This is a genomic window from Pseudomonas sp. L7, assembly GCF_046605565.1.
Classification (GTDB): domain Bacteria; phylum Pseudomonadota; class Gammaproteobacteria; order Pseudomonadales; family Pseudomonadaceae; genus Aquipseudomonas; species Aquipseudomonas wayambapalatensis.
The window spans coordinates 266,862-279,478 of record NZ_CP176784.1; the positions used below are offsets into that span (position 1 = coordinate 266,862).

General features: G+C 63.8%; 13 protein-coding genes. 8 read left to right on the plus strand and 5 right to left on the minus strand.

The window, feature by feature from the left end; genetic code table 11:
• Positions 1–26: 26 nt before the first annotated feature.
• From tauC to tauA, 3 genes are read right to left on the minus strand one after another with little or no spacing between them, the layout of a single operon-like run.
• Positions 27–866: a taurine ABC transporter permease TauC gene (gene tauC / locus ACK3BK_RS01280; RefSeq protein ID WP_411383601.1), complete on the minus strand. Its 840-nt coding sequence runs from the start codon at positions 864–866 to the stop codon at positions 27–29.
• On the minus strand, positions 863–1,654 hold the full coding sequence (tauB, locus tag ACK3BK_RS01285; protein ID WP_411383602.1) for a taurine ABC transporter ATP-binding subunit: 792 nt from the start codon (positions 1,652–1,654) through the stop codon (positions 863–865). The genes tauC and tauB overlap by 4 nt, the downstream gene beginning before the upstream one ends.
• Before the next feature lie 58 nt (positions 1,655–1,712).
• Complete coding sequence (gene tauA, locus ACK3BK_RS01290; protein ID WP_411383603.1) at positions 1,713–2,684, minus strand: taurine ABC transporter substrate-binding protein; 972 nt, start codon at positions 2,682–2,684, stop codon at positions 1,713–1,715.
• 484 nt (positions 2,685–3,168) lie between these two features.
• On the opposite strand from tauA, the gene ACK3BK_RS01295 reads away from it, so the two are divergent.
• The 8 genes from ACK3BK_RS01295 (at position 3,169) to ACK3BK_RS01330 (ending at position 10,291) form a co-directional block, all read left to right on the plus strand.
• Positions 3,169–4,521: an OprD family porin gene (locus ACK3BK_RS01295; protein ID WP_411383604.1), complete on the plus strand. Its 1,353-nt coding sequence runs from the start codon at positions 3,169–3,171 to the stop codon at positions 4,519–4,521.
• Positions 4,522–4,686: 165 nt separating this feature from the next.
• Positions 4,687–5,325 carry a peroxiredoxin gene (locus tag ACK3BK_RS01300; protein WP_054891663.1) on the plus strand — a complete coding sequence of 213 codons (639 nt, stop codon included), beginning with the start codon at positions 4,687–4,689 and terminating at the stop codon, positions 5,323–5,325.
• Positions 5,326–5,564: 239 nt separating this feature from the next.
• Entirely contained in the window at positions 5,565–6,158 is a 594-nt protein-coding gene (gene ssuE / locus ACK3BK_RS01305; protein WP_054891664.1) for an NADPH-dependent FMN reductase, read from the plus strand.
• 95 nt (positions 6,159–6,253) lie between these two features.
• Positions 6,254–7,219: a sulfonate ABC transporter substrate-binding protein gene (locus ACK3BK_RS01310; RefSeq protein WP_186667414.1), complete on the plus strand. Its 966-nt coding sequence runs from the start codon at positions 6,254–6,256 to the stop codon at positions 7,217–7,219.
• 60 nt (positions 7,220–7,279) lie between these two features.
• Positions 7,280–8,428 carry an FMNH2-dependent alkanesulfonate monooxygenase gene (gene ssuD / locus ACK3BK_RS01315; protein WP_186667415.1) on the plus strand — a complete coding sequence of 383 codons (1,149 nt, stop codon included), beginning with the start codon at positions 7,280–7,282 and terminating at the stop codon, positions 8,426–8,428.
• A 10-nt stretch (positions 8,429–8,438) separates the two neighbouring features.
• A complete protein-coding gene (gene ssuC, locus ACK3BK_RS01320) occupies positions 8,439–9,236 on the plus strand; it encodes an aliphatic sulfonate ABC transporter permease SsuC (protein ID WP_054891667.1) in 798 nt (265 codons plus the stop codon).
• Positions 9,233–10,045 carry an aliphatic sulfonates ABC transporter ATP-binding protein gene (ssuB, locus tag ACK3BK_RS01325; protein ID WP_411383605.1) on the plus strand — a complete coding sequence of 271 codons (813 nt, stop codon included), beginning with the start codon at positions 9,233–9,235 and terminating at the stop codon, positions 10,043–10,045. Before ssuC ends, ssuB begins: the two co-directional genes overlap by 4 nt.
• 30 nt (positions 10,046–10,075) lie before the next feature.
• Positions 10,076–10,291: a molybdopterin-binding protein gene (locus ACK3BK_RS01330; RefSeq protein WP_003255829.1), complete on the plus strand. Its 216-nt coding sequence runs from the start codon at positions 10,076–10,078 to the stop codon at positions 10,289–10,291.
• Between the two features lie 92 nt (positions 10,292–10,383).
• On the opposite strand, the gene ACK3BK_RS01335 is transcribed toward ACK3BK_RS01330, so the two are convergent.
• Together ACK3BK_RS01335 and gshA are read right to left on the minus strand one after the other, a co-directional pair.
• Positions 10,384–11,016: a TetR/AcrR family transcriptional regulator gene (locus ACK3BK_RS01335; RefSeq protein WP_186720206.1), complete on the minus strand. Its 633-nt coding sequence runs from the start codon at positions 11,014–11,016 to the stop codon at positions 10,384–10,386.
• Entirely contained in the window at positions 11,016–12,593 is a 1,578-nt protein-coding gene (gshA, locus tag ACK3BK_RS01340) for a glutamate--cysteine ligase (RefSeq protein ID WP_186710730.1), read from the minus strand. The genes ACK3BK_RS01335 and gshA overlap by 1 nt, the downstream gene beginning before the upstream one ends.
• Positions 12,594–12,617 lie beyond the last annotated feature (24 nt).

Consider the following 12,617-nt stretch of genomic DNA (forward strand, 5'->3'; position numbering starts at 1 on the left):
GCTTGCCCGCGATGAGGCCTAAAAGGTCAGTGACTCTGTCCATGCCAGGGTACGAGGCGGCGCTGCAGGGCGCGCAGGCCCATCTCCAGGGCAAAGGCGATCAGCGCGATCAGCAGGATGCCCAGCACCACCACATCGGTGACCAGGAACTGCGCGGCTGACTGCACCATGAAGCCCAGGCCGCTGGTGGCGGCGATCAGTTCGGCGGCGACCAGGGTCGACCAGCCGACCCCCAGGCCGATGCGAATGCCGGTGAGGATGTCAGGCAAGGCGCTGGGCAGGATCACATGGCGAATCAGTTGCACCTTGCTCGCCCCCAGCGACTGCGCGGCGCGCAGCTTGGCCGGGTCGACGGTGCGCACGCCGGTGGCGGTGGCGATGGCGATCGGGGCGAAGATCGCCAGGTAGATCAGCAGCACTTTTGACAGCTCGCCGATCCCGCACCAGATCACGATCAGCGGCAGGTAGGCCAGCGGCGGTATCGGTCGGTAGAACTCGATCAGTGGGTCGAAAATGCCGCGAGCCACGCGGTTGTAGCCGATGGCGATGCCGACCGGAATCGCGGTCAGGGTCGCCGCCAGCAACGCCACGCCGATGCGGCCCAGGCTCGCGCCCAGGTGCTGCCAGAGGCTGGCGTCCATGTAGCCCTGGGTCAGCAGTACCCAGGCCTTGGCCAGGATGTCGCCGGGGGCGGGCAGGAACAGTGGCTCGACCCAGCCGGCAGCGGTCACCAGCCACCAGACCAGCAGCAGGCTGGCCAGGGTCAGGGCGCTGATCCAGCGGGTCGGCAGCGGGCGGCGGGTCTTCACCGCCGAGGCGGTGCGGGTGTCGGTTTTGCCGGCGACCGGCAGGTCCAGGCTGCTCATGCGGACTCCTCGCGGCGGGCGGCACGTTGGGAAAACACCCGCGACAGCACGTGCTCGCGGGTTTCGATGAAGCGCGGGTCGGACTTGATCGCCCGCGCTGGTTCGCCCGCGGCGTAGCGCTGGCCGAAGTCCAGTCGCAGGCGCTCGACCACGCGCCCCGGATTAGGGGCCAGCAACACCAGTTCGCTGGCCAGGAACACGGCTTCCTCGATGTCGTGGGTGATCAGGAACACTGGCTTTGCGGTGCGCTGCCAGACCTGCAGCAACAGCTCCTGCATCTGCTCGCGGGTGAAGGCATCGAGGGCGCCGAAGGGTTCGTCCATCAGCAGTACGCGTGGGTCGGCAGCCAGGGCGCGGGCCAGGCCCACGCGCTGCTTCTGTCCACCGGAAAGCTGCCAGATGCGCCGGTCGCCGAATCCGGCCAGATCGACCAGTGCCAGCATCTCGCGCGCCTTGGCCTCACGCTGCGCGCGAGGGACGCCGGCCAGCTCCAGGCCAAAAGCGACATTGCCGAGCACGTCCTGCCAGGGCAGCAGGGCGTCATCCTGGAACACCACGCCGCGGTCGGCACCCGGGCCTTGCACGGGCGCACCGTCGAGGGTGATGCGCCCGCCGCTGGGGGCGACGAAGCCGGCGATGAGATTGAGCAGCGAGGTCTTGCCGCTGCCGGAGGGCCCGAGGGCGACCAGCAGTTGGCGTGGCCCCAGCGTCAGGTTGATGTCATCCAGCACCGGGGTGGTGGCGCCGGGGTACTGTGCGCTGATGCGCTCCAGCTCGAGCAAGGCCATGATGGGCTCCGGTTCGGGGCGCAGGGCGCCCCTGGGTTCGATCGGTTGGGCGGGTGCTTCAGTCGGGAAGGAACTTGGCCGTTACGTACGGCGAGTAATCCGGCAGCACCGCCTCGACCTTGCCCTGCTCCTTGAGGAAGGTCGCGGTGTCGGTCAGCGCCTGGGTGGTTGGCGCGCCCAGTGCCGCGCTCTGGTCGGCGGCCAGCGGGTAGACGTTGCCCTCCAGCAGGCCGGGGATATCGCCGGTCTTGGCGCCGGACAGCTTGGCCAGCTTGTTCACGTTGTCTGGATTGGCCAGCCAGGCTTTCGGGTCCTTGCGGTAGTCGGCGTAGGCGTCGAGGGTGACCTTGGCGAACGACTTGACGATCTCCGGGTGCTTCTCGGCGAAGTCCTTGCGCACGATCCAGGCATCGAAGGTCGGGGCGCCTTTCTTTGCCAGCTCGCCAGAGGTGATCAGCACCTTGCCGTTTTCCTTGGCCACGCCCAGCGCCGGGTCCCAGACGTAGGTGGCGTCGATGTCGCCGCGTTTCCAGGCGGCGATGATCGCAGGCGGCGCAAGGTTGAGGATCTGCACCTTGGCCGGGTCGATGTTCCAGCTCTTGAGCGCCGCCAGCAGGCTGTAATGGCCCGTGGAGACGAAGGGCACGGCGACTTTCTTGCCGATCAGGTCCTGTGGGGTCTTGATGCTGTCGCGGGCGACCAGCGCTTCACCGGCGCCGATCTGGGTGGCGATGAGGAACGTCTCCACCGGCACCTTGCGGGTGGTCGCGGCAGCCAGCGGGCTGGAGCCCAGGTAGCCGATCTGCACGTCGCCGGAGGCGACGGCGGCGATGATGTCGGCACCGTTGTCGAATTTGCGCCAGTCGATGCTGACGTGGCTGGCTTTTTCATAGCTGCCATCGGCCTGGGCCACCTTGGCCGGATCTACGGTGGTCTGGTAGGCCACGGTCAGGTCGGCGGCCTGGGCGAACCAGCTGGCGGTGGCCAGGGTCAGCGCGGCGAACAGGCGCAGGGGGGCGTGGGGGATCATGATCGAACCTCTCGTCAGGCATCGGGTGATGAATGACGCGAAGACTAAATGATCTAAGAATTACAAAATAAATAACTTTTCAGAATTAGCTTAGGAGACAAAGCGCTTAGCGCACGCACCTGTCGGACGGAAGGTTGTGAAATTTTTGTGAAAGGCTACGCTTTCACAACTTTTCACGGAGCGCCCTCTGGCAAAGGGCTGTAGATAACCGGAAGCTATGAGCAAGGGACGCCAATACACCAAATGACGCTGAAGGTTCCGTATTTATTCCGGAAAAATCTGACGATTTCATAAAACGGTCATTTTGGATTTATAGGATTGTCATTATCCTGTAGCGCAGGTGCATTAGACCAAAGTCGTGAAATCTCCGGTAACGATTGACTTACCAGTCACACTTTGGTGCTAAATCGCTTACCCGTGGCGAGGGGGGCAGCAGATCCCCCCGCCTTGAGAATACAAAAATTAGAACGTAGAGGAGCAAAGCATGTACAAGTCTAGCCTGGCCCTGGCCGTGGCACTGGGGGTTCTCGCCCAACAAGCGGGCGCCGCTGGCTTCATCGAAGACAGCAAGGTATCCATCAGCTCGCGCACCATGTACTTCAACAACGACGACCACGAAGTTCGCACGAACGCTCAGGGTCGTAACGGTGACCAGCGCGAAACCGCCCAAGGTTTCAAGCTCGACTACCTGTCCGGCTTCACCCAAGGCACCGTTGGTTTCGGTGTCGACGTTCAAGCTCTCTGGGGTATCCACCTCGATGGCGGCCGTGGCCGTCACCCGGATAACAACACCTTCTTCCCAAGCGACAGCGACGGCTCTGCCGTGAGCCAGTGGGCTCGCATCGGTGGTAACGCCAAGGCACGCTTCTCCAAGACCGAAGTCCACTACGGCAGCGCCCTGGCGCCAAACCTGCCGATCCTGGTCTCCAACGACGGTCGTCTGCTGCCGCAAACCTTCGAGGGCGGTACCGTCCAGTCGAAGGAAATCGACAACGTCACCCTCAACGCGGGTCAACTGACCCACGCCATGGGCCGTGCCTCGAGCAACCGCACCGGCCTGTCCGTTGGCGGCGCTTACCGCGACAGCAACAAGTTCCAGTTCGCCGGTGGCGACTGGAAGGTCACCAAAGACCTGACCCTGCAGTACTACTACTCGAACCTGGAAGACTTCTACAAGCAGCACTTCCTGGGGCTGACCCACGTCTACCAGATCGCCAACGATCAGTCGTTCAAGACCGACCTGCGCTGGTTCAAGAGCAGCAGCGACGGCAAGAACGGCGAAGCCGGCTACACCTTCAACAACAACGGTGGCTATGCCAAGAACGCAGGCGAGGTCGACAACAAGACCTGGTCCGCGATGTTCACCTACACCATCGGCGGCCACGCAATCATGCTGGGTCACCAACAGGTTGGCGACGACGGCGGTTTCGTCTGGCTGAACCAGGGTAACGTGCGCAAGGACGGCAGCACCTCGCCGCTGGAAGGCAACGGTGGCTCGAGCTTCTACCTGTTCACCGACAGCATGATCAACCAGTTCGCCCGCGCTGGCGAGAACACCACTTTCGGTCAGTACTCCTATGACTTCGCACGTCTGGGCGTACCGGGCCTGAAGGCATCCGTGGCCTACCTGCGCGGTGATGACGTCAAGAACGCCCGCACCAGCGGCACCTACAGCGAGTGGGAGCGCGACGCGCGTATCGACTACGTACTGCAGGAAGGCACCCTCAAGGGCCTGGGCGTCAGCCTGCGTCACGGTACCTACCGTGGCGGCGGCGAGAGCATCAACGATGCCGATCAGACTCGTCTGATCTTCAACTACACTTACAACTTCATGTAAGTCGTAGCTGCAACGAAAGAGCCTCGCCTGGTGCGAGGCTTTTTTGTGTGTGCAAATTCGTATTCTTTCTGGTTATAAATAAATCAGTATTCATTCTTTTTGTTTTTAATCGGAAGCAGGCACATTGAATCCCACAAGGCCAGACACAGCACAGGAGCCGCTTCCATGAGCCTCAAACTCGGCGACATCGCCCCCGACTTCGAACAGGATTCCAGCGCCGGCAAGATCCGTTTCCATGAGTGGCTGGGCAACAGCTGGGGTGTGCTGTTCTCCCACCCGGCCGACTTCACCCCGGTGTGCACCACCGAACTGGGCCTGACCGCCAAGCTCAAGGATGAGTTCGCCAAGCGCGGCGTCAAGGCTATCGCACTGTCGGTGGACCCGGTCGACTCGCACCACAAGTGGATCGATGACATCAACGAGACCCAGAACACCGTGGTCAACTTCCCGATCATCGCCGATGCCGATCGCAAGGTGTCTGACCTGTACGACCTGATCCACCCAAATGCCAACGACACCCTTACCGTACGCTCGCTGTTCGTGATCGACCCGAACAAGAAGGTACGCCTGACCATCACCTATCCAGCCAGCACAGGGCGCAACTTCAACGAAATCCTGCGGGTGATCGATTCGTTGCAACTGACCGACAACTATAAGGTCGCCACCCCAGGTAACTGGCAGGACGGTGACGAAGTGGTGATCGTGCCTTCGCTGAAGGATGAGGACGAGATCAAGCAGCGCTTCCCGAAAGGTTATCGGGCCGTCAAACCCTATCTGCGCCTCACCCCGCAACCCAATCGTTGAATCCTCGTTGCATTGCTCTTAGCCATAGCAGGGATTTCGGGCCGTTTCGACGGCCTTTTTTTATGCCTGCTCTTTGTGGGAGCGGGCTGGCCCGCGAAACGGGCGAGGTCAAAACGCTATATCTCCATAACGCATAAACAAATGAAAAAATATGATTTATAGATATATGTGGCGAGCTGCTAATGTCGGAGTCATTCACTGGGGCCACACCCCGGAACCGAATTTAAGGAAGCGCTGCAATGCTGGTTGTTTCGATAGGTGGTAGCCCCAGTACCCGTTCACGTTCCGGCGTGCTGCTCGAGCGTTCGCGACAGTGGTTGCAGGATCGTGGTGTGGAGGTGGTGACCTTCCAGGTGCGCGAGTTTCCGGCAGAAGACCTGCTCCACGCACGTTTCGACAGCCCACAGGTGCAGCACTTCCAGCAACTGGTAGCCCAGGCTGATGGGCTGGTGGTGTCGACCCCGGTGTACAAGGCATCGTTCGCCGGGGCTCTGAAGACCTTGCTCGACCTGCTGCCCGAGCGCGCGCTGGAACACAAGGTAGTCCTGCCGATCGCTACCGGCGGCAGCATCGCCCACATGCTGGCGGTGGATTATGCATTGAAGCCTGTGCTGTCGGCACTCAAGGCGCAGGAGACCCTTCAAGGGATCTTCGCCGACGACAGCCAGGTCGCTTACGCCGAAGGCAATCGCCCGGCACAGTTGGCCGAGGCCCTGGAGGCCCGCCTGCTGGACTCGCTGGAAACCTTCCACAGTGCCCTGGCGCGTCGGCCCAAGCCGGTCGCTCCAGGTGTACTCAACGAACGCCTGATCAGTGCTCGCTGGAGCATCTGAACGACCCCGCAAATGCGTCACCGTTTTTCCACCTTACTCGCCCGACAACGAGGCAAGCAGGTGCAACCCGAACCTCATTCGCACAGGAGAGCGCCATGCGCACAGTCTTCTTGCGTCGTGGTCTGGTCGCCCTGTTTGCGGCGGCTGTGTCCTTCGGCGCCATCACCCAAGCCCAGGCCGAGAGCCTGCGCATCGGTTACCAGAAATACGGCACCCTGGTGCTGCTCAAGGCCAAGGGCTCGCTGGAAAAGCGCCTGAAGGAACAGGGCATCGACGTGCAATGGACCGAGTTCCCCGGTGGCCCGCAGCTGCTCGAAGGGCTGAACGTCGGCTCGATCGATTTCGGTGTCACCGGCGAAACGCCGCCCGTCTTCGCCCAGGCCGCCGGTGCCGACCTGCTCTACGTGGCCTATGAGCCGCCTGCGCCGCACAGCGAGGCGATCCTCGTGCCCAAGGGCTCGCCGATCCAGTCGGTGAAGGAGCTCAAAGGCAAGAAAGTCGCGCTGAACAAAGGCTCCAACGTGCACTACCTGTTGGTCCGCGCCCTTGAGGACGCCGGCCTGAAATACAGCGACATCCAGCCCGTTTACCTGCCGCCTGCCGATGCCCGCGCCGCCTTCGAGCGTGGCAGCGTCGATGCCTGGGTGATCTGGGACCCGTACCAGGCGGCTGCCGAACAGCAGTTGCAGGCCCGCACCCTGCGTGATGGCAAGGACCTGGTCGACAACCACCAGTTCTACCTGGCCACCCGCAGCTACGCGACCCAGCACCCGGCGGTGATCAGCACCCTGATCGATGAAGTGCGCGCCGTGGGCGAGTGGTCCCAGGCCAACCCGCAGCAAGTGACCGACCAGGTCGCGCCGCTGCTCGGCCTGCCGGCCGACATCACCCTGACCTCGGTCAAGCGCCAGGGCTACGGCGCTGCGCCGCTGACCCCGGAGGTGATCGCCGCGCAACAGAAGATCGCCGACACCTTCCAGGCCCTGAAGCTGATTCCCAAGCCCTTGAGCATCAAGGACGTGATCTGGACCCCACCGGCCAAGGTCGCCAGCGCGCCTTGAACGATTCGCCTGCGCCGCAGCATCGCTGCGGCTTGAGCCCCCTTTGAGGAGACAACTCCAATGAGCCTTAACATTTTCTGGTTCCTCCCCACCCACGGCGACGGCAAGTACCTGGGTACCACCGAAGGCGCACGCGCCGTCGATCACGGCTACTTGACCCAGATCGCCCAGGCGGCCGATCGCCTGGGTTTCGGTGGCGTGCTGATCCCTACCGGTCGTTCCTGCGAGGACTCCTGGCTGGTCGCGGCGTCACTGATTCCGGTGACCCAGAACCTGAAGTTCCTGGTCGCGCTGCGCCCGGGCATCATTTCGCCGACCGTGGCCGCCCGCCAGGCCGCGACTCTGGATCGCCTGTCCAATGGCCGGGCGCTGTTCAACCTGGTGACCGGTGGTGATCCGGACGAGCTGGCCGGCGATGGTCTGCACCTGAACCACCAGGAGCGCTACGAAGCCTCGGTCGAGTTCACGCGCATCTGGCGCAAGGTGCTGGAAGGCGAAGTGGTCGACTACGACGGCAAGCACATCCAGGTGAAGGGCGCCAAGCTGCTCTATCCACCGATCCAGCAGCCGCGCCCGCCGCTGTATTTCGGCGGTTCGTCCGAGGCCGCACAAGACCTCGCCGCCGAGCAGGTCGAGCTGTACCTGACCTGGGGTGAGCCCCCGGCTGCAGTGGCGGAGAAGATCGCCGCGGTGCGCGAGAAAGCCGCTGCGCAAGGCCGCGAAGTGCGCTTCGGTATCCGCCTGCATGTGATCGTGCGGGAAACCAACGAAGAAGCCTGGGCTGCCGCCGATCGACTCATCTCGCACCTGGACGATGACACCATCGCCCGCGCCCAGGCCTCGCTGGCGCGCTTCGATTCGGTTGGCCAGCAACGCATGGCGGCCTTGCACAACGGCAACCGCGACAAGCTCGAAGTCAGCCCCAACCTGTGGGCGGGCGTCGGCCTGGTACGAGGCGGCGCCGGTACAGCACTGGTGGGCGATGGCCCGACGGTCGCGGCGCGGGTCAAGGAATACGCCGACCTGGGCATCGATACCTTTATCTTCTCCGGTTATCCACACCTGGAAGAGTCCTACCGCGTCGCCGAGCTGCTGTTCCCGCACCTGGACGTGCAGCGCCCGGAGCAGGCCAAGACCGGGGGCTACGTGAGCCCGTTCGGTGAAATGGTCGCCAACGACATCCTGCCCAAGTCCGTGTCGCAGAGCTGAGGGCCAGGCCATGAGTCGTGCAACTTCCTCCACCCTGACACAGCGCCTGGCGCCATGGGCCTTGCCCGTGCTGCTGCTGGCGGTGTGGCAGCTGGCGGTCAGCGCTGGATGGCTGTCCACGCGCATCCTGCCGGCACCGAGCGCTGTGGTCAGCGCCGGTGTCGAACTGGTGCGCAGCGGCGAGATCTGGACGCACCTGGCGATCAGTGGCTGGCGCGCCGGTGTGGGCTTTCTGATCGGCGGCAGCATCGGCCTGTTGCTGGGTTTCATCACCGGCCTTTCGAACTGGGGTGAACGCCTGCTCGACAGCTCGGTGCAGATGATCCGCAACGTGCCGCACCTGGCGCTGATCCCGCTGGTGATCCTGTGGTTCGGCATCGACGAGTCGGCGAAGATCTTCCTGGTCGCGCTGGGCACGCTGTTCCCGATCTACCTGAACACCTACCACGGCATCCGTAATGTCGACCCGGCGCTGGTGGAAATGGCGCGCAGCTATGGCCTGTCCGGTTTCTCGCTGTTCCGCCAGGTGATCCTGCCCGGTGCGTTGCCTTCGATCCTGGTCGGTGTGCGCTTCGCCCTGGGCTTCATGTGGCTGACCCTGATCGTTGCCGAGACCATCTCGGCCAATGCCGGCATCGGTTACCTGGCGATGAACGCCCGTGAATTCCTGCAAACCGACGTGGTGGTCCTGGCCATCGTCATGTACGCCGTGCTCGGCAAGCTCGCCGACCTCGCCGCCCGTGGCCTGGAGCGTGTCTGGCTGCGCTGGCACCCCGCCTACCAGGTGGCGAAGAAGGAGGGCGCATGACCGTGCTCAAGGAACAACCGCCGCGCCTGCTGCGTGGCATCCCGCTGGCCGCCAACGGCCTGCGCAAGACGTTCGGCAAGCGCGAAGTGCTGCGCGGTATCGACCTGCACATCCCGGCGGGCCAGTTCGTCGCCATCGTTGGCCGGTCCGGCTGTGGCAAGAGCACCTTGCTGCGCCTGCTGGCCGGTCTGGACCAACCCAGCGCCGGCGAGCTGCTGGCCGGTGCCGCGCCGCTGGCCGCTGCCCGCGAGGAAACCCGTCTGATGTTCCAGGACGCCCGTCTGCTGCCCTGGAAGAAGGTGATCGACAACGTCGGCCTGGGCTTGTCCGGAGACTGGCGGCCACGCGCGGTGCAAGCGCTGGAAGAGGTCGGCCTGGCCGATCGTGCCAATGAATGGCCAGCTGCGCTGTCCGGCGGGCAGAAGCAGCGCGTGGCCCTGGCCCGCGCGCTGATCCACCAGCCACGCCTGCTGCTGCTCGACGAGCCACTGGGTGCACTGGATGCCCTGACGCGAATCGAAATGCAGCAACTGATCGAGCGCCTCTGGCGCGAACACGGCTTCACCGTGCTGTTGGTCACCCACGACGTCAACGAGGCCGTCGCCGTGGCCGACCGGGTGATCCTGATTGAGGACGGCGAGGTCGGTCTGGACCTCACCGTCGACCTGGCAAGGCCGCGGGCGCGTGGTTCGCACCGCCTGGCGGCGCTGGAAAGCGAAGTGCTCAACCGTGTCCTGTCCGTCCCTGGCACGCCGCCCGAGCCGGAACCTGTAGCCCCTTTGCCCACGCAACTGCGTTGGGCCCACTGAATCTGCGAAGCCAATCAAAGGAATCAAGCCATGACCATCAAAGCGATCAACGTCCGCAACCAGTTCAAAGGCACCGTCAAAGAAATCCTCGAAGGCCCGGTACTGTCGGAAATCGACGTGCAGACCGCCTCCGGCATCGTCACTTCGGTGATCACTACGCGTTCCGTGCGCGAGCTGGAACTTCAGGTTGGCAGTGAGGTGATTGCCTTCGTGAAATCCACCGAGGTGTCCATCGCCAAGCTGTGATGGCGTTCGACTCCCGGGCCGTGTGAAGGCTTTCGCGGGCAAGCCCGCTCCCACAGTAACCTGTAGGAGCGGGCTTGCCCGCGAAGGCAATTTCAGCTTGTGCGCTTGGCCAGGAACGGCGGCAGATACAGCCCCAGATAAGCCTCGAACACCCGCATGCCTTCCTCTGCCATGCGCGGTGTGATCTGCTCGTGCAGCTGTATCGACCGGGCATAGACCCGGTCGCTCAGCTCCATTGCCAGGGCGAACACATCCACGTCCCCAGGCATCACCGGCAGCAGGAAATGCCGGTCGAACAGCTTGTGCAGCAAATCGCCCAGCTCCATGTCGTGCTGGCGGTCGGCCTGGACCACTTCGCTCAGGCCATGCTGGGCGAGGATCAACTGCCGGGCGGCAGTGTCCTGGTTGTAGATATCCAGCATGCGTTGCTCGACCAGGCGTGACAGACCCTGCCAGGTGCTGAAGGCGTGGCTGTCGATCGGCGCGCTCAGCGCCTCGCGAAAGGCGCGGTGCACGTCGGCGGTCAGGGCTTCGAGCAACGCCGGAACGCTGGCGAAGAAGTGATAGACCGAGGACGGCGGGATCTGCGCCCGTTCGGCCACGCTGTAGATCGACAGCCCCGCTACCCCCTCGCCCGCCAGCAGCTCGCGAGCCGCCGCCAGGATCGCTTCGATCCTGGCCTGGCTACTGGCGCGGGGCTTGCGCGGCGAGGGCGTGCGGCTCATCAGTTGCTGATCGCCAGGATGCTGGCCTGGTAGGCACCGACGAACAGGTCGAAGTCGCCGACTTCCTGCTGCTCCAGGCGCGACTGTTCGGCCAGAGAGTCGCGGGCGAGTGTTTCGAAGGCTTGCTGGCGCTCGCCAGGCAGCGCTTGCTCACGGAAGGTTTCGGCGTGCAGCTTGCTCTGGCGCAGCGAGAATTCGACGAAGCTTTCTTCGTGCTCGGTCATGCGCGCCAGGACCTGTGCAGAAGGGGTCAGCTCCGGGTCGTCGACCTTGGCCTGCTGCGCCTCCAGGGCCTTGGCGTGGTCGTCACCACCTTGCGCCTGGTCAAGCAGTCCGGCCAGCTGGCCGATGCGGGCGATCAGATCGCTGGCCCATTCGCGCAGGGCGACCGGCTGACCATCGCGCTGCAGCTCCAGGCCTGGGCGACGGCCTTCCTTGACCACGGTGAGGAAGTTGCTGGTGCACTGGCCGCATTCGCCGTTGTCCAGCGACGGGCTGTCCTCAAGCGCGCAGAACAGCAGGAAGGCGTCGAGGAAGCGAGCCTCGGTCAGGTCGATGCCCACCGGCAGGAAGGGGTTGATGTCCAGGCAGCGCACCTCGACGTACTGCACGCCGCGCGCGATCAGGGCCTGGATCGGACGTTCGCCGGTGTAGGTGACACGCTTGGGGCGAATGTTCGAGTAGTACTCATTCTCGATCTGCAGGATGTTGGTGTTCAACTGCACCCATTCGCCGTCCTTGTGCGTACCGACCTCGACATAGGGCGGGTAAGGCGTGCCAACGGCCTTGCGCAGGCTGTCGGTGTAGCTGGACAGGTTGTTGTAGCAGGGCGTCAGGCCGGCCTGGGCGTTGCTCTGGTAACCCAGGTCGCTCATGCGCAGGCTAGTGGCGTAGGGCAGGTAGAGGGTGTTGGCATCCAGCTCTTCGAGCTGGTGCGGGCGGCCGCGCAGGAAGCCTTTGTCCAGTGCTGGCGAGGCGCCGAACAGGTACATCAGCAGCCAGCTGTAGCGGCGGAAGTTGCGGATCAGCGCAATGTAGGCCGACGACTGATAGTCACGGTCGTCCTGCTCGCTGCCTTCCGCTTCACGCAGCAGGGGCCAGAGGGCCTCGGGCAGCGAGAAGTTGTAGTGGATGCCGGCGATGCACTGCATGGTGCGGCCGTAGCGCAGGGCCAGGCCCTTGCGGTACACGTGCTTGAGCTTGCCGATGTTGGAGCTGCCGTACTCGGCGATCGGGATGTCTTCCTCGGCGGGCAGCGCGCACGGCATCGACGGGCTCCACAGGTATTCGTCGCCGAGCTTGGTGTAGACGAAACGGTGGATCTCCTCGAGGTTCTCGAGCACCTTGGCCGGATCAGCCAGGGCCGGCGTGATGAACTCCAGCAGCGATTCGGAGTAATCGGTGGTGATCTGCTCGTTGGTCAGTGCCGAACCCAGGGCTTCGGGGTGTGGGGTCTGGGCCAGCCGACCTTCGTCGGTTACTCGCAGGCATTCGCGCTCAATGCCGTGCAGGCACTGCTTGAGCAGGGAGAGATTGGCGCCGAGCAAGCTCAGGCGGCGATTGAGGAGGTCGCTCAAGATGGATTCCTTCACGCGTCAGTC